A 22,447-nucleotide genomic window follows, 5' to 3' on the forward strand; every position below is an offset into this window, starting at 1 on the left:
CATGTTAATACTGCGTAAAATATCTTTTATATAAGGATGCCGTATTAGGGCGCGCTTAACGGTGTTAGTTCAGGGTAGCGCTCAAGTAAGTCATCAATTTGCGGGTGGTAGCTTGCCCGCTGAAGAATTCGTTCAATAAGTTGGCGTGCTTCTTCGCTGCGCCCTAGCATATGAAGCACTTCGGCCAAATGGGCGGCGATTTCTTGATCAGGCATCTGTGCGTAGGCACTTTCTAACCATGCCAGTGCATCGTTGGGCTTACCAAGCCGAAAATAGACCCAGCCCATACTGTCGAGTATTGCGGGGTTGCTGGGATCTTCTTCATAGGCACGCTCAATCAAGTCACGCGCTTCTTCAAGACGCCCCTGTAAATTCAGGTCAGCAAGCGTGTAGCCCAATGCGTTTAATGCATCTGCATTATCAGGTTCGGTATGCAGTATTTGGCGCAGGTCGCGTTCCATCGCTTCAATATTGCCCGTTTCCCAGGCACGCATTGCCCTTAGGTAAAGCAGGTTGGTGTCATCTGGCGTACGAGTGAGCTCTCTATCGAGCAGTGCTGTCGCATCTTCTTGCAGATTAAATTCATCTAATAGCTGTATTTCTAGCATTACCAGCTCGCCGAAGTAGGCGTCATGGCGCATTCGCTCAATACGAAGCATGGCGCGAGCATCTAGCAGGCGATCATTTTCAATCAGCATGCGCGCAGCGGCGGCTCGGGCAGGTAGAAACTCATTGCCGCCTTGTACTTGCCGATAATAAAGCAGCGCGTTATCGACTTCTTCTTGGGATTGAGCAATGGCTCCCAACAAGAAGTAGGCAATATTAGGTACGCGATCCTGGCCAATAAGAGGTTGCAGTAGTCGATACGCTGGCTCGCTATGGCCTTCTTCCAGATAGAGTTGGGCGAGAGCAATACGTAATTCTTCGTTACCACCATGTGTTTCTAGCAGTGTATTGGTTTGTGTTTCCGCAGCGGCAATGTTGTTCAGACGAATTTCAGCCTGGGCCAGCATTAATATAAAACGGACATCATCAGGCGCTAAGTTTAGCCCCTGCTGAGCGGCTCCCTGAGCCCCCCGATGATCTCCTGTCTCTAATGCCAGCCGTGCCTTAGCAAGCCACAAAGCGGCAGATTCAGGCGAAAGTTGGGTTACTTGATCCAGATGCTGTTGTGCTTGACGCGTTTGCCCCAGCGCTGACTCGATCAGTGCGGCGCCAAGCAAAACATCGCTATAAAATTCATTTTGCTGAGCGCTAGGCTGGGCAAGATAATCGCGCAGTGGCTGAATTAGCAGGTTCAGTGGTGCCTCTTCGGCCACAGCAGCTTCAGAAAAAGCGGCTATTTCACCATTGCCTCCTGCTTGGGTGATCGCTAGGCGCTGCTCTAAGCTATCCAGCCAATCTCCCCGTTGTAACGAGAGTGTTGCTAGCAGCCTGTTTGGAAGCTCTGCCTGAGGCGCTAGTTCACGCCAACGTATTGCTGAGGCTTCCATCAGCGCAACATCATTGCCAAAGCGCGCTGCAAAGGTGGCGCGCTCGGCTAACGCGGGATTGCTATAGCGTCTAGCGGCTTCCAGGTAGCCTTGGCTGGCGTAGCGATAATCGCCCCGTTGGCCAGCAAGTTCTGCAGCCAGCAGTGAGCGAAGACTTTCAGCATCCAGTCCGCGCGTAATCGGCGGTGCTGACTGCATAGGGTCGTAAGCACCATTCTGGAACCCCTTCTCTAAGGAAGAGGGGGACAGCTGGCAGCCGCTCATCAGTAGCGTTGCGGCCAAGGGCAGTAGGGGTAAACCCGGTAACGATAGGGGGTGACCCAGTAGTGTCGCGCGAAGGGGCATGCGTCTCTCGATCAGGTGGCCGAGTGCTCAGCATAGCGGCTTGGTTGCCTGCGGCAAAGTGGTGTGCGCCAGAACATGCTGTGCTGTGATAGGATATTACACCTTGAAAACGAGGTGGGGTGGCGCAATCCATGGTATCTATTCATAGTATCTGCCCACTCTTTAGACTTGCTATAGCAAGCTCCAAACATTCAGATCGATAAGTGACGTGACGACCGATCCACTAGCGAAGACGCATAACGCATGACGCTTCTTGCCCTGGGAATAAATCATCGTACTGCCAGCGTGGCCGTACGTGAGCAGGTTGCTTTTACGCCAACGCAGCTGGAAAGCGCGTTGACGGAACTGCGTAACCTGCCACAAATCAGCGAAGCGGCAGTGCTTTCGACGTGCAACCGTACCGAGCTTTATTGCGTGACGGATGCTGCCGGAGAGCATGCCGTGCTGGATTGGCTTGGGCGCTTTCATAATTTGCGCGTCGAAGATCTTTCCCGCTGCGCCTACCATTATCTTGACAACGATGCTGCGCGTCATCTGATGCGTGTTGCCGTTGGCCTAGACTCTATGGTGCTGGGCGAGCCACAAATACTCGGTCAGTTAAAGGATGCTTATCAGCAGGCCCGCAAAGCCAATGGCTTGGGTGGCGAATTGGAGCGGTTATTTCAACACACCTTCGCGGTAGCCAAACAGGTGCGCACAGAAACGGGCATTGGCAAAAATCCTGTATCGGTCGCGTATGCTGCTGTCAGTATGGTTAGCCGTATTTTTGATGATTTTAGCCGTGCCAGAGCGCTCTTGATCGGGGCGGGAGAAACTATTGAGCTGGTTGCGCGTCATCTTCATGAAGCCGGTGTGCGGCATCTAACGGTAGCTAATCGTACCCGTGAACGTGCCGAGCGAGTGTCTGCACCGCTGGGTGGTTCTGCTATTACGCTGCCAGAAATACCGGAGGCGTTAGAGCAGGCTGATATCGTCATATCTTCCACTGCTTCGCCGCTGCCTATTCTAGGGAAGGGAATGGTAGAGCGTGCGCTGAAAAAGCGCCGCCACCGCCCAGTGTTTATGGTGGATATCGCGGTACCGCGTGATATTGAGCCAGAAGTGGGTGAGCTTGCAGATGTCTTCCTTTATACCGTTGATGATTTACAAGAGGTCATCGAAGAGAATCGCCGTCACCGTCAAGTCGCCGCCGATCAGGCAGAATCACTCATCGAGCATGGGGTGGGTAGTTGGCAGCATGAGCGCCGAATCCGTAATGGCGGTGAGCTTATTCGCGACTATCGACGTCACGGTGAGGCCATTCGTGACCACTCTCGTGAGCAAGCCCTTGAACGGTTAGCAAAGGGGGAAGACCCTGCCAAGGTGATTGAACGTTTAGCTCACCAACTAGCGAATCGTTTAATGCACCAGCCTACGCTTGCCTTGCGCGACGCTGCATCCCAAGAAAATAACGAATTGCTGAATGCCGCGCCCAATATACTACTGCCTGCTAAGCCTGCCTTTGAGCAACCAGTGGCCGCGGTAAAACGCCAGAAGGATGATACACCCGCATGAAAGAGACTTTGCGCCAACGCCTAGATAGCTTTGCCGACCGCTTCGAAGAGCTGGCAATGTTGCTATCTGATCCAGAGGTGATTAATAACCAGCAGCGTTTTCGCGACTACTCCCGTGAGTACGCTGAATTAGAAGAGCTGGTCGCCGCCTGGCAGCGCTACGGAGAGGTAGAAAAAAGCATCGAAGAAGCCGTGCAATTAAGCCGCGACAGCGACCCTGAAATGCGCGAGCTGGCAGAAATGGAAATCAATGATGGGCGCGAGCAGCTTGAAGCGTTGGATATTGAGCTGAAGCGCTTGCTAGTGCCCAAAGACCCCGACGATGGCCGCGGCGTGTTCTTGGAAGTGCGTGCCGGGAGGGGGGGGGATGAAGCCGCTATATTTGCTGGTGATCTGTTTCGCATGTACTCACGTTATGCTGAAAAACGTGGCTGGCGCGTTGAAGTCGTCAGTGCAAGTCATGGTGAGCAGGGCGGTTACAAAGAAGTTATTTCTCGAGTGAAAGGCGACGGTGTATACGCGCGCTTGAAATTTGAATCTGGTGCGCACCGTGTACAGCGAGTGCCAGCGACGGAGTCGCAAGGCCGGATACATACGTCTGCCTGCACGGTGGCGGTTATGCCCGAGGTGGAGGACGTGGGCGATATCGATATTAATCCTTCGGATTTGCGCGTCGATACTTATCGTTCCAGTGGCGCGGGCGGTCAGCACGTCAACACTACCGATTCTGCTATTCGTATTACTCACCTGCCTACCGGTGTGGTAGTGGAGTGTCAGGAAGAGCGTAGTCAGCACAAAAACCGTGCAAAGGCGATGTCGTTGCTGGCAGCCAAACTCAAACGCAATGCGGTTGATTCACAGCGCCAAGAGCAAGCCGATGCCCGCCGCTCCTTGGTAGGTTCGGGGGATCGCAGTGAGCGCATTCGGACTTACAATTTTCCCCAAGGCCGGATTACCGACCACCGTATTAACCTGACGCTCTATAAGCTAACGGAAATTATTACCGGTGAGCAGCTCGATGATGTGATTGAACCGCTGATTCACGAATATCAAGCAGAGCAGCTTTCGGCCCTTCAGGACGCTTAATGAGCTTTGATGTTCCGACCTTCGATGCGCTTTTGCGACGAGCGACGACTCGGCTGCAAGCGGTGGGTTCGCTTTCTCCCAGAATTGATGCCGAGGCACTGCTAAGCCACGCAACGGGCCATGACCGTACGTGGCTGTATACCTGGGGAGACCGTGAGTGTCCTCTCTGGGAGCAGGCACGATTTGATGCGTTGGTGGCCGCGCGTGCCCAGGGAATGCCGGTTGCTTATTTGACCGGTGAGCGAGAGTTTTGGGGGCTGCGACTTGCGACATCGCCAGAAACGCTGATTCCCCGGCCTGATACAGAAACTCTGGTGGAAGCTGTTCTCATGCATGCCCAGGCGACGGCGGGAAGATTGCTGGACCTTGGTACCGGCACTGGCGCTATTGCGCTTGCTTTTGCCAGCGAAAAACCTAGCTGGCAGGTAATGGGGGCGGATATTCGTCCAGAAGCGGTGGCGCTTGCAACGCGCAACGCTCAAGCACTGAAGATCGTTAACACCCAGTTCGTGGTTAGCGATTGGTTTAGCGCCTTTGCTCAGCCTTCCCCAACGACTGTTTTCGATATCATTGTTAGTACCCCGCCCTATATCGCTGCCGATGATCCGCATTTACGCCGGGGTGATGTACGTTTTGAGCCATTATCGGCGTTGGTAGCCGATGCTGACGGCATGGCTGATTTGCTGCATTTGATTACCACCGCGCGGGGGTATCTTTCCCAAGGCGGCTGGCTTGCCCTGGAGCATGGTTATACTCAAGCGGCCAATGTGCGTACTGCGTTAGCGCGTGCTGGCTTCCAAAACGTTGAAAGTGTGCAAGACGTTGGAGGCCATGAACGGGTTACCCTGGGTCACCTTTAATAACTGCCTTGATTCATCAGTATTGGATCCTGCCATGAAACCAAAAAATAGAACGCTGGACCGGATCGATCTTAAAATTTTGCGCTGTCTGCAGGAAAATGCGCGAATTTCCTATGTCGACCTTGCCGCTGAAGTCGGCTTATCCACAACCCCTTGTTTAGAGCGTGTTAAACGCCTTGAACGCGCGGGCATTGTCCGCGGTTATAAAGCCATTCTTGATCCACAAGCGCTGAAAGCCAATCTGCTAGTGTTCGTGGAGATTAGCCTGGAAACTCAGTCGCCTACTGTGTTTGACGAGTTTCGTCGGGCGGTTGAGAAACTACCTCAAATCCAAGAGTGTCACTTGGTCTCCGGCCAGTTTGATTATATTTTGAAATGCCGAATTCCTGAGATGTCCGCTTACCGACAGCTGCTAGGCGATGTAGTACTGACGCTGCCTGGGGTAAAAGAGTCCAAAAGCTATGTGGTAATGGAAGAAGTGAAAGAGAGCTTCAACTTGCACATACCCGATTTCGAGGAATTTGAGGATAAGTAATTCCATGATGGATGATCAGGCGCTGCTGCGCTATAGCCGCCAAATTATGCTACCCGAGGTTGATATTGAGGGGCAGGAGCGGCTAAGAAATGCTCATGCTCTGATTATCGGTGCTGGTGGGCTTGGGTCTCCCGTGGCGCTTTACTTAGCGGCCGCTGGCGTGGGCAAAATCACTATTGCTGATGCCGACACGGTAGAGTTGTCAAACCTGCAGCGCCAGATCGCTCACCAGCAGGCGAGTATCGGCTCCAATAAAGCGCAGTCAGCAAAAGCGAGCATGCAGGCACTTAACCCTGATTGCCATGTTATTGCTTTGGAACAGCACGCCGATGGCGAGGCGCTTAAGGCGCTGGTAGCGTCAGCAGATGTCGTGTTGGATTGTACGGACCGTTTTTCGAGCCGTTATGCGATTAATGCTGCCGCTCAGCAGGCTGGTGTGCCACTTGTCTCAGGAGCGGCAATTCGTTTCTCTGGGCAGTTAGCCGTCTTTGATCCTCGCACCCCTGCCTGCCCCTGTTATGCGTGCCTGTATCCTCCTGGCGATAGTGAAGATGAAGCCTTGAGTTGTGCTGAAAGCGGGGTAATGGCGCCACTGGTAGGATTGATTGGCTGCTTTCAAGCGATAGAGGCTTTTAAGCTGTTGAGTGGCGCAGGAAAGCCGCATCAAGGACTTTCCACCTTTGAGGGCTTGAGCGGCCAGTGGCGTCACTTCCAAGTGCCTCGTGACCCTGCTTGCTCCGTGTGCGGTCACGCTGGTTAACCATACGGATAAAAAAACGCCCGCTGGGCAGCGGGCGTGACGTCACGGTCTTTACGTCAAAGGAAACAGCCTAATGGGCGGCAGGGGGTCCGCCCCTCAGGCTAGTTAATGTCGAATCAGATTAGTGGCGAATCAAATAATCAAACGCGCCAAGTGATGCTTTTGCGCCTTCTCCCATGGCGATAATGATTTGCTTATACGGCACTGTCGTGACGTCGCCTGCGGCAAACACACCGGGTACCGACGTCATGCCGTGAGCATCGACGATGATTTCACCACGGGGCGACATTTCAATCGGTGAGCCTTTCAGCCACTCTGTATTGGGCACTAAGCCAATTTGAACAAAGATGCCTTCCAGCGCGATGGTTTTAAGCTCATCGGTGTTGCGATCTTTGTAGGTTAAGCCGTTTACGCGACTGCCGTCGCCCGCCACTTCTGTGGTTTGAGCGTTTAAAATAACGTCCACGTTGGGCAGGCTCTTCAGCTTTTTCTGAAGCACGGCGTCTGCACGCATTTCACCCATAAACTCTACTAGGGTGACGTGGCCCACAATGCCAGCCAAATCGATGGCCGCCTCAACGCCAGAGTTGCCGCCGCCAATCACAGCCACACGTTTGCCTTTGAATAACGGGCCATCGCAGTGGGGGCAGTAGGCGACGCCTTTGTTGCGATACTGTTGCTCGCCAGGCACATTCATCTCGCGCCAGCGCGCACCGGTTGCCAGTACGATCGTTTTACTCTTCAGCTTGGCGCCAGACTCGAAGATTATTTCGTGTAAATCACCTTCGTTTTCAGCAGCTTTAAACGTCGTGGCGCGCTGAAGATTCATGACGTCAACGTCATACTCTTTAACATGCTCTTCCAGAGCGCTAACCAGTTTAGGGCCTTCGGTATGGCTGACTGAGATAAAGTTTTCAATGCCCATGGTGTCTGCCACCTGTCCACCGAAACGCTCAGCAGCAATGCCTGTGTTGATTCCTTTACGAGCAGAGTAGATCGCCGCTGACGCACCAGCAGGGCCACCACCGATCACCAGCGTATCAAAGGCGGCTTTTTCGCTAAGCAGTTTCGCTTCCCGTTCAGCAGCGCCCGTATCCACCTTGGCTAGAATCTGCTCTAGGGTCATACGTCCCTGGTCAAACGGTTTGCCGTTTAAATAGATGCTGGGAACTGACATGATTTCCCGAGCTTCGACTTCATCTTGGAACAGTGCGCCATCGATCGCCACGTGACGAACGTTCGGATTGAAAATCGCCATCAAGTTGAGCGCTTGAACCACGTCTGGGCAGTTCTGGCAGGAGAGCGAGTAATACGTCTCGAACAGCATTTCGCCGTCGAGCGATTTGATTTGATCTAGCAGTTCCTTGGACGTTTTTGGTGGGTGTCCACCCACTTGCAGCAATGCTAGCACCAACGAGGTGAACTCGTGCCCCATGGGGATCCCAGCAAACACCACACCGGTTTCTTCGCCGGGACGGTTAATGGCAAATGACGGCTTGCGATTATCTTGGCCGTCAGTTTGCAGCGTAATCTTGTCACTTAGGCTGCTGATGTCTTCGAGCAGGCCTAACAATTCACGTGACTTGGCACCGTCATCGAGGGACGCAACGATCTCGAACGGTTGAGTCACTTTTTCTAAATAAGCTTTCAACTGATTTTTTAAATTGGCGTCCAGCATGACAGTGGCTTTCTCGCAGTCAGCAGTAATGAGCTTTCAACCTAAAACGCTCGCAGCTGTCGACAGACCGCAGCATGAGAAAGAGCGATAGGGAAAACGATGGTTGCGTTAACACGGGTACTCAAAGAAAGACACCCGGGTATGCCCGGGTGTCGTGCTGCCTTAAGGGGCTACCCTGAATCGGCAGGAGTAGGCCTTTAGATTTTGCCTACGAGGTCCAGAGACGGAGCAAGTGTCTCTTCACCTTCTTTCCATTTGGCTGGGCATACTTCGTTCGGGTTCTCACGAACGTACTGGGCAGCTTTTACTTTGCGCAGTAACTCTTCAGCGTTGCGGCCGATGTTGCCAGCGTTAATTTCGACGATCTGAATTTTGCCGTCGGGATCAACAACGAAGGTGCCACGCTCTGCAAGGCCTGCTTCTTCGATCAGTACTTCGAAGTTGCGGGAAATTTGTAGGGTCGGATCAGCAATCATCGGGTACTGCAGCTTGCCGATGGTCTCAGAGCTGTCGTGCCAAGCTTTGTGAGTAAAGTGGGTGTCAGTAGACACGCTGTAGATTTCAACACCTAGCTTTTTAAATTCAGCGTAGTTGTCAGCTAGGTCGCCAAGTTCTGTCGGGCAAACAAACGTGAAATCGGCGGGATAAAAGAAGAAAATAGACCACTTACCTTTCAAGTCTGCTTCAGTAACGTCGATAAATTCACCGTTCAGGTAAGCAGTCGCTTTAAACGGTTTTACTTCAGTATTGATCAAGGACATTTAGAACGTCTCCAAAATAAGTGGATGGCAGTAGAAAAGCTTGTTGCTGATGATAACCAACTACGACTAATAGCTAAAATTGTAAAAACTCATCTAAATGATAGATATAGGCTATGAGTGCGTATTTTTGAGAGTTGGCTACTCTACAAGTGGGGTCGCGGTAAGCAGAATACAAGAATTTTTCACATGGGCTTGCGATAGACGACGCTGCACCGCAGAATTCGCTCGTCTGGCATAGTAGCCACAGCCGTTCCTGATGTTTTGGCGTAAGCTAGACGTCTGAATAATCTGGCAGTTAATGGCTTGATTTTTTGCGATATCGGTTTTTATAAGGAGTAGTGAGATGGGGAATATTCACAAACTTTCAGTGGCCGTTACGGCCCTCTCTTTTGCCGTAGCGGCTGCTAGTGCCCAAGCGAATGAAGTGCGAGTTTACAACTGGTCCGACTACATCGCCCCTGAAACGCTTGAAAAGTTTACCGAGCGCACCGGTATTGAAGTGACCTATGATGTTTATGACAGCAATGAAATCTTAGACGCTGCGCTTCTGTCAGGCCGTTCTGGCTACGATGTTGTCGTTCCTTCTACCCATTATTTTACGCGACAGTTAAAAGCAGGCGTTTATCAGCCACTGAATCATGAGTTGCTGCCCAACCTGGGCAATCTTGATGCGGAGCTAATGAGTAATCTGGAGGGCATTGATAAAGGCAGTGAGTACTCTGTGCCTTATATGTGGGGCACCAACGGGCTTGGCTACAACGTTGACCGTGTTACCGAAATCTTAGGTGACGATGCTCCCGTTGATAGCTGGGCACTGTTATTTGATCCAGAAATTACCAAACAGCTTAGTGATGCTGGCTGTGGATTAGCCATGCTGGACTCTGGCGATGAAATGCTTTCTCCTGCTATGGCGTACCTTGGCCTGAGTCCACTGAGTGAAAACATTGAAGATCTTGAAGCGGGTGGCGAGCTAATCGCTAACATCCGCGATAACATTACCTATTTCCACTCGTCTCGTTACGTTTCCGACTTAGCAAATGGCGATATTTGTGTGGCAGCAGGTTATTCCGGTGATATTTTCCAGGCGGCTGACCGTGCCGAAGAAGCCGGTCGTGATTTCACCATTGGCTACAGCATTCCTAAAGAAGGTGCTGCGCTGTGGTTTGATATGATGGCCGTTCCTGCAGATGCCCCAAATACTGAAAATGCTCACGCGTTTATTAATTTTATTTTAGAGCCGGAAATTGCGGCTGAAATTAGTGAATATGTGCGTTATGCCAACCCTAACGCAGCGGCAAATGAGTACCTGTCTGATGAGTTGCTAAATGATCCTGCCGTATATCCTGAAACGGATGTCATGCAAAACCTCTACGTTGCGGTAGAGAAGCCTCAAGATGTTCAGCGCGCGCGTACGCGTATCTGGAATCGCGTCAAATCAGGTCGTTAATTTAGTCAACGCTTAACAGCGAGCCAAGCGAATGCTGGGCTCGCTGTTACTTTTTTAACGCCCGGTTTCCGGGCCTTTTGATGGGAGTGGCGAATGGTCACTACGCCCCTGTCGAACGAGCCGTCATCCTCTTCTGCGGCAACTCCTCCCGCTGCTCAGCGTGCTCAGGGAAAAACGCCAAGGTTTGCAGAAGATATTGTGCTTGAGGTAAAGCGCTTAAGTAAGCGCTTCGACGATGCGCTTGCGGTCGATGATGTTAATTTGCAGGTAAAGCGCGGCGAAATTTTCGCCTTGCTAGGTGGGTCAGGATCAGGCAAGTCGACGTTGTTGCGCATGTTGGCAGGGTTTGAAACGCCCAGCGAAGGGCGGATTCTGCTAGGCGGTGAAGATATCACCTCTATGCCGCCGCATAAGCGTCAAATCAATATGATGTTTCAATCCTACGCGTTATTTCCCCATATGACGGTAGCGCAAAACATCGCCTTTGGGCTTAAGCAGGACAAGCTAACAAAGGCAGACGTCGATGCGCGTGTCGCACAGATGCTCAAACTAGTGCATATGGAACGTTTTGCTAAGCGTAAACCGCATCAGCTTTCCGGCGGGCAGCGTCAACGGGTCGCGCTTGCACGTTCGCTGGCCAAACGTCCCAAGCTGCTGTTGCTGGATGAGCCGATGGGGGCGCTAGATAAAAAGCTGCGGACTGAAATGCAGCTCGAGGTAGTCGAGATCATTGAGCAGGTAGGTGTTACCTGCATCATGGTCACCCACGACCAAGAAGAAGCCATGACCATGGCGGACCGTGTTGCGATTATGGCCGATGGTTGGATCGAGCAGGTGGGCTCACCGGTCGATATTTATGAAAGTCCAGCCAGCCGAATGGTGGCGGAGTTTGTCGGTACGGTGAATCTATTCGAAGGTGAAATCGTCGAAGACGCTGCGGACCATTGTCGCATTGCATCACCCGCATTATCTCGACCGATCTATATTGATCATGGCATTACCACCCAGGCGGTAGATCGCCGTGTGTGGGCTGCGCTGCGCCCTGAGAAAATCTGGTTAACCCGTGAGCAACCATCCGCAAAGTATAACTGGGAAGCGGGCAAGGTTGACGATATTGCTTACTTGGGAGGCTACTCGCTTTATTACGTGCGAACTGCCTCTGGGCAAATGATCAAAGTGAGTATGGCCAATACGGAGCGGCGTGGTGATCGCCCAACCTGGGAGGATAGTGTTTATGTCTATTGGGAAGATCACAGCGCTATCGTGCTGAACCGCTAATGTCTCAGTGGCTGACAGGAGATTGCCAATCATGATGCCATCTCGCATTGCAGGCTTCGTAAAGCGGTTGCAATTAGGTCGTCGCGCGGTTATCGCGCTTCCGCTTCTGTGGCTTACGCTGTTCTTTTTGTTACCGTTTGCGCTAGTCCTAAAGATTAGCCTTTCGGAAGCCGCGATTGCTATTCCGCCCTATGGACCGCTGGTTGAGTATGCTGACCAAACGCTCAATATCTTTTTGAATTTGGGCAACTATCTGTTTTTGTTATCGGATTCTCTCTATGTGGCGGCCTACTGGGGCTCGATAAAAACCGCGTTTGTAGCAACAGCAGTATGCCTGTTGATTGGCTATCCAATGGCGTATGCAATGGCCCGTGCCCCTGGGCGCTGGCAGCTTATTCTGCTGCTGTTGGTGATGCTGCCGTCGTGGACGTCGTTTTTGATTCGCGTCTATGCGTGGATGGGTATTTTAAGTAATAGCGGATTGATCAATAACTTATTGCTGGGAATGGGGCTGATCGATTCTCCGCTACGCATGATGAACACTCAGTTTGCTGTCATTATCGGCATCGTGTACGCCTATCTACCGTTTATGGTACTACCGCTTTATGCTCATCTAACACGGTTAGATAACTCGCTGCTAGAAGCAGCGTCTGATTTGGGTTCGCGCAAGCTTAATACCTTTATCAAAGTCACGCTGCCGCTCTCTATGGGGGGAATTATCGCAGGTTCTATGCTGGTGTTTATTCCTGCGGTAGGTGAGTTCGTTATCCCTGAGCTGCTCGGGGGCCCCGATACGCTAATGATTGGTAAAGTGCTGTGGGAAGAGTTCTTCTTAAATCGCGATTGGCCGGTGGCTTCGGCGTTAGCCATGGTGATGCTATTGCTGCTGTTAATTCCCATTGTGTGGTTCCATCGCTACCAGTCACGGGAGCTTGAATAATGATGAGACTGCGTCGACGTCCAAGCTTTACCTCCGTGATGTTGGTGTTGGGCCTATTGTTTCTTTATTTGCCGATGGTGGTGTTGGTGGTTTACTCCTTCAATGCCTCGCGGTTAGTGACGGTGTGGGCGGGATTTTCCACACAATGGTATGGCGAACTATTCCGTGATCAACAGATCCTTTCCGCGGTATGGACGAGCCTGAAAATTGCCTTTTTAGCGGCGAGTATGGCGGTGTGCTTGGGAACGGTAGCAGCCTTTGTAATGACTCGTTATGGTCATTTCAGGGGTAAGACGGCGCTGTCGAGCATGGTTACCGCGCCGCTCGTGATGCCGGAAGTTATCACAGGACTATCGTTATTACTGCTGTTCGTGCAGATGGCTCAACTGATCGGCTGGCCAGCTGATCGCGGCATGGCCACTATCTGGATCGCTCACACTACGTTTTGTAGTGCGTATGTTGCGGTGGTTGTAGCAGCTCGTTTGCGTGAAATTGATCGTTCTATTGAAGAAGCCGCCATGGATTTAGGCTCGCCGCCAGTGAAGACCTTCTTCTTTATTACGCTGCCGGTTATTTCGCCTGCATTAGCAGCGGGGTGGTTGCTGGCATTTACTCTTTCACTGGATGACTTGGTTATTGCCAGCTTTGTCTCTGGCCCCGGAGCGAATACGCTGCCAATGGTGGGGTTTTCGTCGGTACGTATGGGGGTTTCACCTAAGATCAATGCGCTGGCAACACTGATTATTCTGACGGTATCGCTGGCAACGTTATTGGCGTGGTACTTCATGCGCCGTGGTGAAGCAAAACGAAAAGCGCTGCTGCGCCAAGCTGAGAGCGCTTAGCGACTAAGGCGTTAAAGTACATCGTCGTCTCGGCCGGTAAGTACTGCTTCTAGCTCACCGCTCATTAGCGAGACAATGATATGTAATTGAATCGGTGCGCAGCATTGGTGACAATCCTCCCAGGTATCGTGGCTACCTTGGGAGGGGTCGATCAGGAAAGTGAGTGGTGTATCGCAGTAGGGGCAGTAAAAGTCATGATTTACTAGCGCGTCATCCTGCATGGCCGTTTCCCCTTAATGTAATTGCTAATACTGGTTCTGGAAATATCAGCTTGGGAGATAACCGTTCTAAAGACAACCGTTCTGAATACAGCCCTTCTAAGATAATAGTGTAGCAGCGGGCCCGCCTGGTAGGACATGTGAGTAATGAATCAGGTAGGATGATAACGTATTCCTTAAAGCCACCTAGAGATGAGTGCGATGATGATACGACACATGGCAGTAGCGGCCTTTTTGGCCTTCCCGATGGTCGCTCAGGCAGAAACCCCTAACGTCACGCCTGGCGAGTGGGAGTTTGTCAGCGTGACCAGCATGAGTGGCGACATGCAAATTCCGGATCAAACGGAGACCGAGCGTCAGTGCATTACCCAAGAAGAGCTGGATAGTGCTGAGTTTGGCTTTATTGAAGAGGAAGAGGGCTGCGAGCTGCTCAACCAGGATATGAACGCCGATGGCCTTTCCTACAGCATGGTTTGCCGTGCCGATGGGGGTGAAGCGACTATCGACGGCGAAATGCGTTTTATGGGTGAGCAGATCGAAGGCAACGTGGATATATTCACTCAGTCGCCGATGGGTGAGCTGACCATGAATACAGTGATTGAAGGCGAGCGTATTGGTAACTGCGATTAAGGCGTCAGTTAGCGTATCTTCATGACCTGAAACAAAAGGCGCCCGTGTGGCGCCTTTTGCTTGGTGTGAGGGGTGAGTGATAGCGCTTTGTACCGTTTCCTAATGGCCAAAGTTAACGCTCGGGAGTATTCAGCGGCGTATGGTGAGCGGTAGGGGCGCTGGCTATTTCCTCTTCTAGCTGGCGCTTAACTGCCCCTGGCGAGCCTGAGTAACGTGCAAGCAGGTCATAAGCCACGGGTACTACAAACAGGGTAAACATCGTCGCAGAACCGACGCCCGCTATAATGACGGTGCCGATGACTAGTCGTGACTCCGCTCCTGGGCCGCTTGATAGTATCAGCGGTATCGCGCCCGCCATCGTAGTGACTGCTGTCATTAGAATCGGCCGCAGGCGTGTCACCGCCGCTTCAACCAAGGCAGAGCGAAACGCCTGACCCTCGTCGCGTAGCTGGTTGGCAAACTCAACAATCAGAATGCCGTTTTTAGCCGCAAGGCCAATCAGCAGTACTAAGCCTACTTGGCTGTAGATATTGAGCGACTGTCCGCTTAGCAGCAATGCAAGCAGTGCGCCACTCATGGCTAACGGGACGGTCAGCATAATAACAAATGGGTGAATTAGGCTTTCAAACTGAGCAGCGAGTACCAGGAAAACCACCACGGCACCCAGCACTAATAAGAACATAGTGGCGCCACTGGCCTGTTGGAAATCGCGTGAAGGTCCAGCAAGGTTCGTTTGTACCTCTTCAGGCAGTACGTTGTCGGAGGCTTGTTGTAAGTACTCCAGCGCCTCACCCAGGGGATAACCATCGGCTAGATTGGCTTCAATGGTAATGGCACGAACGCGATCAAAGCGGTTCAGCGTGCTGGCACCAGCGAAGTCAGACAGGGCTACCAGACTTGCCAGTGGAATGAGTTCTCCTGAGCGTGCTGAACGAACCTGAATATTATTTAGCGCAGCAGGGCTTTTTTGACCGCTGCGGTCACCTTCCAGGATGACATCGTACTCTTCACCATCATCCACATAGCGAGTGACGTTGCGCCCACCTAGCAGCACTTCTAGCGTCCGGCCTATCTCCGTGACAGTGACGCCTAGCGCCGCGGCGCGTTCATAGTTGATATCAACACGTAGCTGGGGCTGTGTCTCATCATAATTACTTTCGATAGCGGTAATACGTGGGTTATTTTCACGAACGTGAGTAACCAGCGTATCTCGCCAGCGCGCTAAATCTTCGTAAGTACCTCCCCCGAGTACGAATTGCACAGGCTTTTGCGTGCGTTGCCCAAAGCCCTGCCGCATAACGGGAAAGGCTTGAACACCCGGTAGCGTGCGCAACTGCTGACGCACCTCGGCCATGATTTCCCAGGCGCTACGCCGGCTGCCCCAATCGGCCATGTTGACGATAATAAAGCCGCTGTTGAAATTTTCGATATTACCGAAACCGCGCGGAGCACGAACCACAATACGTTCAAGCTCTCCGCTGTCTACAAAAGGTGTCAGCCGGGCCTCTATCTCGTCCATATAGTCCATCATGTAGTCAAACGTTGCGCCTTCTGGGCCATTGACAAGGACAATGAAATTGCCACGATCTTCTTGCGGGGTGTATTCATTAGGCAGCTCGGTTGCCAGCCAAGCGGTAGCGGCTATCAACAAGAAAAACAGTGCGACGACCAGCCATTTAAGCGTTAGTACGATTTCTAATGCGCTCTGGTAACGGCGTTGGGTGCCACTCAGCAGCCACTGTACGCCTTGACCAATACGGCTATCGTGCATGCCTGGCTTTAGAATCTTAGAAGCCATCATTGGTGTAAGGGTGAGGGCTAAGAGTGTTGAGACAACAACCGCCGCCGCCATGGTAAGTGCGAATTCTGAAAATAGCCGGCCAATATCGCCTTGCAGCATACTGAGCGGGACGAAAACCGCCACTAGAACCAGCGTGGTGGCAATCACCGCGAAGGCGATTTGCCGTGTGCCTCGAAATGCTGCGACCAGCGGTGTTTCTCCATAGTCGTGCATACGCCGGTTAATGTTCTCAAGTACCACAATTGCGTCATCGACAATCAGCCCTATTGCCAGCACCAACGCCAATAGCGTAAGCAGATTAATCGAAAAGTTCATGGCAGCTAGGGCGGTAAATGCCCCAATGACGGCGATAGGGACTGTCACTGCAGGCACCAGCGTCGTACGTAGATTGCCCAAAAACAAGAAAATCACCACGACGACCAGTCCCATGGCGATAAACAACGTCATCACTACCTGCTCGATGGCACCGGAAACAAACACCGAGGCGTCATAGTTGAGGCTTAGGGACATGCCTTCCGGCAGAGTACCTTGAAGCCGTTTAAGCTCCTGTTGAACAGCATCTGATAGCTCAACCACATTGGCGGGTGATTGCATTATCATGCCCAGCCCCACCATGGGAATCCCATTGGCACGAAACCCCGAGCGGTCTTCTACCGAGCCTATTTCGACACGGGCGACATCACCCAGACGCACCAGATAACCGTTACTACCTTCAATTAATGCAATCTGCTGAAAATCATCAGCGGTCGCAAAACTGCGCGGCAAACGAACGATAAACTGGCGATCCTCAGACTCAATTGAGCCAGCTGGCAGCTCAACATTTTCAGCACGCAGTGCCTCCTCGATATCGCCGACGGTTAACCCTCGTGCTGCGAGTGCATTGCGGTCTAACCAAACCCGCATCGCGTAATCACGCCCACCGCCTACACGCACCCTTGCCACGCCAGGCTGCACTGAGAGGCTGTCAACCAGAAAACGGTTGGCGTAATCGGTCAGTTCGGTAATCGAGTAATCCGCACCGGAGAGGCTTAGCCATATCACAATAGTTTCACTACTGTCGGCTTTAGTGACCTCTGGATTATCGGCATCGTCTGGAAGATTGCGCAGTGCCCCGGAGATACGGTCGCGGATATCGTTAGCAGCAGCGTCGATATTCATCGAAAGGGAGAACTCGATTTCAATTCGCGAACGACCATCTTCGCTTTGCGATGTAATCAACTCAATTCCTTCTACCCCGGCGATACGGTCTTCCAGCACTTGGGTAATGCGTGTTTCTACCACGCTTGCTGATGCGCCAGGATAGCGGGTATCAATACTAACGATGGGAGGATCAACCGTTGGGTATTCTTGTAATGGTAGGCGGTTCAGTGCCAGCAAACCAAACGCGATAATCAGTGCTGCAATAACCATCGCTAACACCGGGCGTTGAACTGAAATGTCGGATAAACGCATTAGCGATCAGCCTCTAGCAGCGAGCGAATATCCGTTTCTTCATCAGCGATGCCTAGCAACCGGACTTCTTGACCATCCCTAGCGAGTTGTAACCCGTGAATCACGATTAGGTCGCCGGCACTAATACCATTAAGTACCTCTACTTCACCGCTTCGTCGTTCGCCAATCACGACTTCTCTGCGCTCTAGGCGAGGCGTATCGCCCTGCTGGTCAATCAACATCACAAAGTGGCGGTTGCCACTGGGTTCGATAGCCGCTTCAGGAAGTACCAGGGTGTTGCGAACTCGCTGCTGAACCACGACTTCCATCAACATGCCAGGACGAAGACGCAGCCCCGGATTTACCAGTTCAGCGCGAACGCTAACACTACGGGTAATAGGATCAATACGGGTACCGATGCTGGCAATTTCGCCGCTGAAGACATCATCTGGAACCGCCGCCGTAGTGGCACTCAGCTTGAGGCCAGTGGACAAACGCCCCAAAAATACTTCTGGTACCGTAAAATCGAGCTTCATAATGTCTAACTTATCAAGTGTGACAAGCGCCATGCCGGGCGTCACTAATGCGCCGATACTGACATTGCGAAAGCCAACACGCCCGCTAAAAGGGGCATGTAAGCGATAATTTGACAACCTGGCTTCTAATGCTTGTGCGTCGGCCTGTGACTGGCGTAAACGCGCCTGGGTATCTTCTACATCAGCACGGGGGGCAAGGTTGCGCTGTTGCAGCTGGGTTGCCCGGGCCAATGCGTTGCGACGTTCATCACTAAGCGCTTGAGCCGCCCTCAGCAGCGCTTGCTCTTCAGCATCTTCTAGTCGAATCAGGAGCCGTCCACGTTCTACCTGTTCACCATCTTCAAAGTTTATCTCGGCAATGATGTCAGTAACCGTGGTGGAAAGCGTCACGCTCTCGTCAGCACTTAGTGTGCCTAACGCTTCAAGTGGATCAGACCAGGTTGTCATGGCGGCGTAGTGCCCAATAACAGAAGGAGAAGACTGTGCCAACAGAGGGCTAACCCACATCAGGGTAAACAACCAAAAGAAAAAGATACGTTTACAAGCAAGCATGGGCGTCTCAGTGTTATCAAAAATGCCTAGTAATACCATCTAGGGAGTTGCCGCGTCAGAGGGCGAAAGTTCGAACAGTGATATTTTGTTAAATAAATATACATTATTTGTACAGCTTATTTTTAATGTACAGTAATTTGGTGCTATTTACCTGTTAAAATGCCCCTCTTTTTTCATCCTGGGAGCCTTATTTTATGGTCTACGACGTCGTCGTCATTGGTGCAGGTGCCGCTGGTTTAATGTGTGCGGCTCAAGCTGGTTTTGCGGGGCGTCGTGTGCTGGTAGTGGATCATGCCAACAAGGCAGGCAAGAAAATATTGATGTCTGGAGGCGGACGCTGCAATTTTACCAACCTTGCTACTACGCCTCAGCACTTTTACTCGGAAAATCCTTTTTTTTGCATTTCCGCGTTAAAGCGTTATCGCCCTGAGCATTTTGTGTCGCTGGTAGAGCGACATGGCGTTGAGTATGTGGAAAAAGCCCCAGGTCAGCTCTTTTGTGCGGATTCTGCTAAAGAAATCGTCAGTGTCTTGCTGACTGAGTGTGAGTGGGCGGGGGTTAAGGTGGCGCTCAGTACGTCAATCTCTAAGGTAGAGCGGGTGGGAGATAGCATGCGCTTAGCCACGTCGATGGGGAGCATAGACGCTGGTACGGTAGTGGTTGCTACGGGCGGTTTGTCGATACCCACAATGGGGGCGACAGGGTTTGGTTATGATATTGCCCGCCAGTTTGGTATCGATGTTCTGCCTACCCGCCCAGGTTTGGTGCCGTTTACCTTGAGCGATAGTTGGAAAGAACGCGCAGCAGCACTTTCTGGCGTCAGTGTGCCATGCGAGGTTAGCTGCAATGAGCGGCACTTTATCGAACCAATGCTATTTACTCATCGTGGTCTGTCAGGCCCATCGATGCTGCAAATTTCCAGCGTTTGGCAGCCAGGCGACACTATCACTATTAATTTACTGCCCAGTGAACATGCCGCTGAAACATTGCGTCATGCGCGTCATACGACCCCTAAACGTCAGTTGTCTACATGGTTGGGAGAACGTTTTCCCAAGCGTTTCGCTCAAGCGCTGCTGGAGTGGTACCCGGATCACAATCTTGCCAGCTCCATAGCAGAGTACAGCAATGATGCGCTTGATATTTGGGCACAGCGGCTAAACCAATGGCAGTTAAAGCCGTCAGGTACGGAAGGATGGCGTACAGCAGAGGTAACGATGGGCGGGGGAAGTACTGAATCGATCTCATCAAAAACGTTTGAAGTGAAAGATCTACCGCAGCTTAGGTTTATCGGTGAGGTGCTAGATGTAACGGGTGAGCGGGGGGGATATAATTTTCAGTGGGCTTGGGCAAGTGGTGTCGCCTGCGGGCAGGCATGTTGATAAGTGCAGAGAACTGGGCCGTAGAGTCGTAAGATATTTATAAATCAGCGTTTATAAAACGGCCCAGTGTAGATTTCATCAGACTATATCGCCAGTAGCGTGTTAACTAGTCACTCTAGCTAGCAACTTCAGCTTTCGTATCAGCATGTAGCTAGCCAGCGCTTTTCTGCCAACTGCCATCGCGCCACCTGGGTGGCGCAAAATACGCAAAGCAGCAACGCCACCAATCACGTACAAAGGTATTTTAAGGTTGCGCCAGTTATTGTCTAGCGGTGAAGCAGCCTTTGTCAGCGTGTCGCTATTAACCAAAATATCGATACGTTGTTGCTCTAGTTCAGCTAACAAAGTGGCTTTACGTTCTGCTCGGCTAGGAGGCTTATCGACGGTGTTGGGACGAGTCATCCTCATTCACCTCCAGCAAAGCCCGGTCAGCGGCAAGTTGCTTAAGCGTTTCTTTCAAAAGCGTATGTTGTTTCGCTTGCCGAATAGCCATAACTGCTAGTAAAAAACTTAAAGCAATAAGAACGCCCGCACTGACACCAATTGCAGTAAGTCGGTAAGTATCCCAGAACAGGACAACAACCAGTGCAGTGAGTGTCGCGACGCCTAACAGCAATAACAGTAGGCTAGCCCCTGCCAATAAAAGCAGGGTTAGCAAACGGGCGCGCTCCTCTTCCAGCTCCAAGACCGCCAAACGAAGCCGGGTTTCACCATTAGCAACTAATGATTTCAGCAGGCGTTTGGCGGCAGAGAATACGCGTTGTGTTGGCCCTAAAGCCATTAGCGGCGACCGAGAAGCATACCCACCACTAGGCCCGCTGCGGCACCAATACCAATGCTGGCCCAAGGGTTTTCATGTACATAACGATCACAGCAATCAACTTGCTGAGATAGAGATTCACGAGTGTCTTCGTAAAGTCGTTCTCCGCGTGCTTCTAAGCGCGATCGAGTATCTTTCAATCGCTTTTCTGCGCGTTCACGAAGATCACGCATCTCACCACTTGCATCTTTTGACGTGGCGTTCATCAACTCTTCGACAGTTTCACTCAGGTGGCGGAGATCTTCCTTCAACTGGTCAGCACGAGCAGAGGTGTCAGTATTACGTTTAGCCATGATGTCATCCTTTGACGAGTGAATATGAATAAGTAACAACTCCAGCATAGCTGGCCGTTAACTATAAGACAACCTCAAGCGCTAACGGTTCAGCCCAGTCGCGCTGAACAGGGGGTTTAAGCTAAAGCCAATGCTGAGGCGATGTACACGATTGTTGTAGTCAATCATGCTTTCACCGTAGCCGTAGTAATACTGCAGGTGGGCACGCACATTGTTAAAAGCAGGCCAGCTGTAGTCTATTTGAGTGCCATAGTTACCAGCGCTTGGGTTGCCACGCAATTCCCCTGCCACTTCGTGGTTACTATTGAGTCGTTTTGCTAGGCGGATATCGCCATAGCCGACAAAGCGATCAATGTCGGGGTTGTCATCGTCGCCTTCGGATTCAGGTACGCGCCAGTGCGGGACTAAAGAAAGTGCCCAGTCACCGCGTTGGAACGTGCTTTCGAGATAAACTCTATTCCAGCTTCGCGAGAGTGGGTCTGAACGGCCGTTAGACTGGTGGATGAAGGAGAAACGATTACGTGTATTTACCCAGCCTAGTGCACTCCAGGCGTTATCAAAATCAATGAAAATTTCAGGCTCATAGTTGGTTTCCCGGAAAGGGGAAGAGGCGTCGGTATTATAGGCTTGCCACCAGCTACGCTGCGTGTAAGCGAAATACACATCACCAATGTCGCCAAACACATCCTCAGCCAGATTGAACTTAGCGCTAAACTGAAATTTTACTTCGACGTCATTAGGTGAAGAGTCTTCAGAAATGCTGCGAAAATTTTCGGCGTCCAGGTTTTTGTTATAGCTAACGGGCAGCAGGTAGTTGAGTCGGTGGGTGGTAATTGAAAACGGGTTGCGGGTTGACTCGTGCTCAAATTGGCGGCGCTCACTGAGATCCTCAAGCGCCATTTCCTGAGGAAGCAGCTGTGGTGGAGGCATCGATTCGCTTTCAGTCGGATCTTCAACATGTTGCAGCTGTTGGCGCAACTGATAAAGTTCGGTATTGAGTGCGCGGATACGGGCCTCAATTTCCTCGCGTGTCTCTGCAAGGGCGCTTTCAGTGCCTAGCAAAACAATTAAACTAGCTAACAACAGTTTTCGAATGACCATCAAAATGGCTCGCAAATAAATAAAAGGCAGTTATGGGAGTCTCTTCTATCACGCCCATTGTGTAAGTCAATACCTCCTGTTCGTCAAACGCGTTAGATTGCGTAAGAA

Annotated in this window: 21 protein-coding genes; 11 read left to right on the plus strand and 10 right to left on the minus strand. The window is 51.7% G+C overall.

What is annotated here, in order from left to right:
• Positions 1-44: 44 nt before the first annotated feature.
• Positions 45-1,838: a tetratricopeptide repeat protein gene (locus tag REH51_RS14975; RefSeq protein ID WP_050801086.1), complete on the minus strand. Its 1,794-nt coding sequence runs from the start codon at positions 1,836-1,838 to the stop codon at positions 45-47.
• Positions 1,839-2,081: 243 nt separating this feature from the next.
• Here REH51_RS14975 and hemA point away from each other — a divergent pair, with 243 nt between their 5' ends.
• From hemA to REH51_RS15000, 5 genes are read left to right on the plus strand one after another with little or no spacing between them, the layout of a single operon-like run.
• Positions 2,082-3,392: a glutamyl-tRNA reductase gene (gene hemA, locus REH51_RS14980; RefSeq protein ID WP_498936192.1), complete on the plus strand. Its 1,311-nt coding sequence runs from the start codon at positions 2,082-2,084 to the stop codon at positions 3,390-3,392.
• Positions 3,389-4,477, plus strand: a complete 1,089-nt coding sequence (gene prfA, locus REH51_RS14985; RefSeq protein WP_498936194.1) for a peptide chain release factor 1 — start codon at positions 3,389-3,391, stop codon at positions 4,475-4,477. The genes hemA and prfA overlap by 4 nt, the downstream gene beginning before the upstream one ends.
• Positions 4,477-5,337 carry a peptide chain release factor N(5)-glutamine methyltransferase gene (gene prmC / locus REH51_RS14990; RefSeq protein WP_498936196.1) on the plus strand — a complete coding sequence of 287 codons (861 nt, stop codon included), beginning with the start codon at positions 4,477-4,479 and terminating at the stop codon, positions 5,335-5,337. Before prfA ends, prmC begins: the two co-directional genes overlap by 1 nt.
• Before the next feature lie 34 nt (positions 5,338-5,371).
• The gene (locus tag REH51_RS14995; RefSeq protein WP_498936197.1) at positions 5,372-5,872 is read left to right on the plus strand and encodes an Lrp/AsnC ligand binding domain-containing protein; all 501 of its coding nucleotides are present in this window, start codon (positions 5,372-5,374) and stop codon (positions 5,870-5,872) included.
• Positions 5,873-5,876: 4 nt separating this feature from the next.
• Positions 5,877-6,632: a HesA/MoeB/ThiF family protein gene (locus REH51_RS15000; protein ID WP_498936199.1), complete on the plus strand. Its 756-nt coding sequence runs from the start codon at positions 5,877-5,879 to the stop codon at positions 6,630-6,632.
• Positions 6,633-6,753: 121 nt separating this feature from the next.
• Here the strand turns inward: REH51_RS15000 and ahpF are convergent, their stop codons facing one another.
• Together ahpF and ahpC are read right to left on the minus strand one after the other, a co-directional pair.
• Positions 6,754-8,310, minus strand: a complete 1,557-nt coding sequence (gene ahpF, locus REH51_RS15005; RefSeq protein WP_009722649.1) for an alkyl hydroperoxide reductase subunit F — start codon at positions 8,308-8,310, stop codon at positions 6,754-6,756.
• 197 nt (positions 8,311-8,507) lie between these two features.
• Positions 8,508-9,071 carry an alkyl hydroperoxide reductase subunit C gene (gene ahpC / locus REH51_RS15010; protein ID WP_009722650.1) on the minus strand — a complete coding sequence of 188 codons (564 nt, stop codon included), beginning with the start codon at positions 9,069-9,071 and terminating at the stop codon, positions 8,508-8,510.
• Positions 9,072-9,414: 343 nt separating this feature from the next.
• Here ahpC and REH51_RS15015 point away from each other — a divergent pair, with 343 nt between their 5' ends.
• The 4 genes from REH51_RS15015 (at position 9,415) to REH51_RS15030 (ending at position 13,578) form a co-directional block, all read left to right on the plus strand.
• Positions 9,415-10,518, plus strand: coding sequence for a polyamine ABC transporter substrate-binding protein (locus REH51_RS15015; protein ID WP_009722651.1), 1,104 nt, complete (start codon positions 9,415-9,417; stop codon positions 10,516-10,518).
• A 93-nt stretch (positions 10,519-10,611) separates the two neighbouring features.
• Positions 10,612-11,796: an ABC transporter ATP-binding protein gene (locus REH51_RS15020; protein WP_009722652.1), complete on the plus strand. Its 1,185-nt coding sequence runs from the start codon at positions 10,612-10,614 to the stop codon at positions 11,794-11,796.
• 31 nt (positions 11,797-11,827) lie between these two features.
• A complete protein-coding gene (locus REH51_RS15025; RefSeq protein ID WP_009722653.1) occupies positions 11,828-12,736 on the plus strand; it encodes an ABC transporter permease subunit in 909 nt (302 codons plus the stop codon).
• The gene (locus REH51_RS15030; RefSeq protein ID WP_498936201.1) at positions 12,736-13,578 is read left to right on the plus strand and encodes an ABC transporter permease subunit; all 843 of its coding nucleotides are present in this window, start codon (positions 12,736-12,738) and stop codon (positions 13,576-13,578) included. The genes REH51_RS15025 and REH51_RS15030 overlap by 1 nt, the downstream gene beginning before the upstream one ends.
• An 11-nt stretch (positions 13,579-13,589) precedes the next feature.
• On the opposite strand, the gene REH51_RS15035 is transcribed toward REH51_RS15030, so the two are convergent.
• Positions 13,590-13,799, minus strand: a complete 210-nt coding sequence (locus tag REH51_RS15035; protein WP_498936203.1) for a zinc ribbon domain-containing protein — start codon at positions 13,797-13,799, stop codon at positions 13,590-13,592.
• Between the two features lie 213 nt (positions 13,800-14,012).
• Between REH51_RS15035 and REH51_RS15040 the strand changes: the two genes are divergently transcribed.
• Positions 14,013-14,426 carry a DUF3617 domain-containing protein gene (locus tag REH51_RS15040; RefSeq protein WP_009722656.1) on the plus strand — a complete coding sequence of 138 codons (414 nt, stop codon included), beginning with the start codon at positions 14,013-14,015 and terminating at the stop codon, positions 14,424-14,426.
• 112 nt (positions 14,427-14,538) lie between these two features.
• Here REH51_RS15040 and REH51_RS15045 read toward each other — a convergent pair whose 3' ends face one another.
• Both REH51_RS15045 and REH51_RS15050 read right to left on the minus strand, forming a co-directional pair.
• Positions 14,539-17,679 (minus strand): efflux RND transporter permease subunit, encoded by a 3,141-nt coding sequence (locus REH51_RS15045; protein ID WP_498936206.1) that lies wholly within the window; start codon positions 17,677-17,679, stop codon positions 14,539-14,541.
• A complete protein-coding gene (locus REH51_RS15050; RefSeq protein ID WP_498936208.1) occupies positions 17,679-18,746 on the minus strand; it encodes an efflux RND transporter periplasmic adaptor subunit in 1,068 nt (355 codons plus the stop codon). The genes REH51_RS15045 and REH51_RS15050 overlap by 1 nt, the downstream gene beginning before the upstream one ends.
• A gap of 194 nt (positions 18,747-18,940) precedes the next feature.
• Between REH51_RS15050 and REH51_RS15055 the strand changes: the two genes are divergently transcribed.
• Positions 18,941-20,125, plus strand: coding sequence for a BaiN/RdsA family NAD(P)/FAD-dependent oxidoreductase (locus REH51_RS15055; protein WP_498936210.1), 1,185 nt, complete (start codon positions 18,941-18,943; stop codon positions 20,123-20,125).
• Between the two features lie 102 nt (positions 20,126-20,227).
• Here the strand turns inward: REH51_RS15055 and REH51_RS15060 are convergent, their stop codons facing one another.
• From REH51_RS15060 to REH51_RS15075, 4 genes are all read right to left on the minus strand, one after another.
• Entirely contained in the window at positions 20,228-20,527 is a 300-nt protein-coding gene (locus REH51_RS15060; protein ID WP_009722660.1) for a YqjK family protein, read from the minus strand.
• The gene (locus tag REH51_RS15065) at positions 20,502-20,906 is read right to left on the minus strand and encodes a phage holin family protein (RefSeq protein ID WP_009722661.1); all 405 of its coding nucleotides are present in this window, start codon (positions 20,904-20,906) and stop codon (positions 20,502-20,504) included. The genes REH51_RS15060 and REH51_RS15065 overlap by 26 nt, the downstream gene beginning before the upstream one ends.
• Positions 20,906-21,238: an ElaB/YgaM/YqjD family protein gene (locus REH51_RS15070; protein WP_009722662.1), complete on the minus strand. Its 333-nt coding sequence runs from the start codon at positions 21,236-21,238 to the stop codon at positions 20,906-20,908. Before REH51_RS15070 ends, REH51_RS15065 begins: the two co-directional genes overlap by 1 nt.
• Positions 21,239-21,319: 81 nt before the next feature.
• Complete coding sequence (locus REH51_RS15075; protein ID WP_498936212.1) at positions 21,320-22,339, minus strand: phospholipase A; 1,020 nt, start codon at positions 22,337-22,339, stop codon at positions 21,320-21,322.
• Positions 22,340-22,447: the final 108 nt, after the last annotated feature.

The sequence above is a fragment of the Halomonas bluephagenesis genome (genome assembly GCF_054790765.1).

Bases quoted from the DNA above. Each gene is read 5' to 3' on its own strand.
- REH51_RS15040 (WP_009722656.1), top strand. From the start codon at position 14,013: ATGGCAGTAGCGGCCTTTTTGGCCTTCCCGATGGTCGCTCAGGCAGAA.
- REH51_RS15070 (WP_009722662.1), bottom strand. From the start codon at position 21,238: ATGGCTAAACGTAATACTGACACCTCTGCTCGTGCTGACCAGTTGAAG.
- REH51_RS15015 (WP_009722651.1), top strand. From the start codon at position 9,415: ATGGGGAATATTCACAAACTTTCAGTGGCCGTTACGGCCCTCTCTTTT.
- REH51_RS15045 (WP_498936206.1), bottom strand. From the start codon at position 17,679: ATGCGTTTATCCGACATTTCAGTTCAACGCCCGGTGTTAGCGATGGTT.
- REH51_RS15020 (WP_009722652.1), top strand. From the start codon at position 10,612: ATGGTCACTACGCCCCTGTCGAACGAGCCGTCATCCTCTTCTGCGGCA.
- REH51_RS15075 (WP_498936212.1), bottom strand. From the start codon at position 22,339: ATGGTCATTCGAAAACTGTTGTTAGCTAGTTTAATTGTTTTGCTAGGC.
- REH51_RS15000 (WP_498936199.1), top strand. From the start codon at position 5,877: ATGATGGATGATCAGGCGCTGCTGCGCTATAGCCGCCAAATTATGCTA.
- hemA (WP_498936192.1), top strand. From the start codon at position 2,082: ATGACGCTTCTTGCCCTGGGAATAAATCATCGTACTGCCAGCGTGGCC.
- prfA (WP_498936194.1), top strand. From the start codon at position 3,389: ATGAAAGAGACTTTGCGCCAACGCCTAGATAGCTTTGCCGACCGCTTC.
- REH51_RS15025 (WP_009722653.1), top strand. From the start codon at position 11,828: ATGATGCCATCTCGCATTGCAGGCTTCGTAAAGCGGTTGCAATTAGGT.
- prmC (WP_498936196.1), top strand. From the start codon at position 4,477: ATGAGCTTTGATGTTCCGACCTTCGATGCGCTTTTGCGACGAGCGACG.
- REH51_RS15055 (WP_498936210.1), top strand. From the start codon at position 18,941: ATGGTCTACGACGTCGTCGTCATTGGTGCAGGTGCCGCTGGTTTAATG.
- ahpC (WP_009722650.1), bottom strand. From the start codon at position 9,071: ATGTCCTTGATCAATACTGAAGTAAAACCGTTTAAAGCGACTGCTTAC.
- ahpF (WP_009722649.1), bottom strand. From the start codon at position 8,310: ATGCTGGACGCCAATTTAAAAAATCAGTTGAAAGCTTATTTAGAAAAA.
- REH51_RS14975 (WP_050801086.1), bottom strand. From the start codon at position 1,838: ATGCCCCTTCGCGCGACACTACTGGGTCACCCCCTATCGTTACCGGGT.
- REH51_RS15065 (WP_009722661.1), bottom strand. From the start codon at position 20,906: ATGGCTTTAGGGCCAACACAACGCGTATTCTCTGCCGCCAAACGCCTG.
- REH51_RS15030 (WP_498936201.1), top strand. From the start codon at position 12,736: ATGATGAGACTGCGTCGACGTCCAAGCTTTACCTCCGTGATGTTGGTG.
- REH51_RS15035 (WP_498936203.1), bottom strand. From the start codon at position 13,799: ATGCAGGATGACGCGCTAGTAAATCATGACTTTTACTGCCCCTACTGC.
- REH51_RS15050 (WP_498936208.1), bottom strand. From the start codon at position 18,746: ATGCTTGCTTGTAAACGTATCTTTTTCTTTTGGTTGTTTACCCTGATG.
- REH51_RS14995 (WP_498936197.1), top strand. From the start codon at position 5,372: ATGAAACCAAAAAATAGAACGCTGGACCGGATCGATCTTAAAATTTTG.
- REH51_RS15060 (WP_009722660.1), bottom strand. From the start codon at position 20,527: ATGACTCGTCCCAACACCGTCGATAAGCCTCCTAGCCGAGCAGAACGT.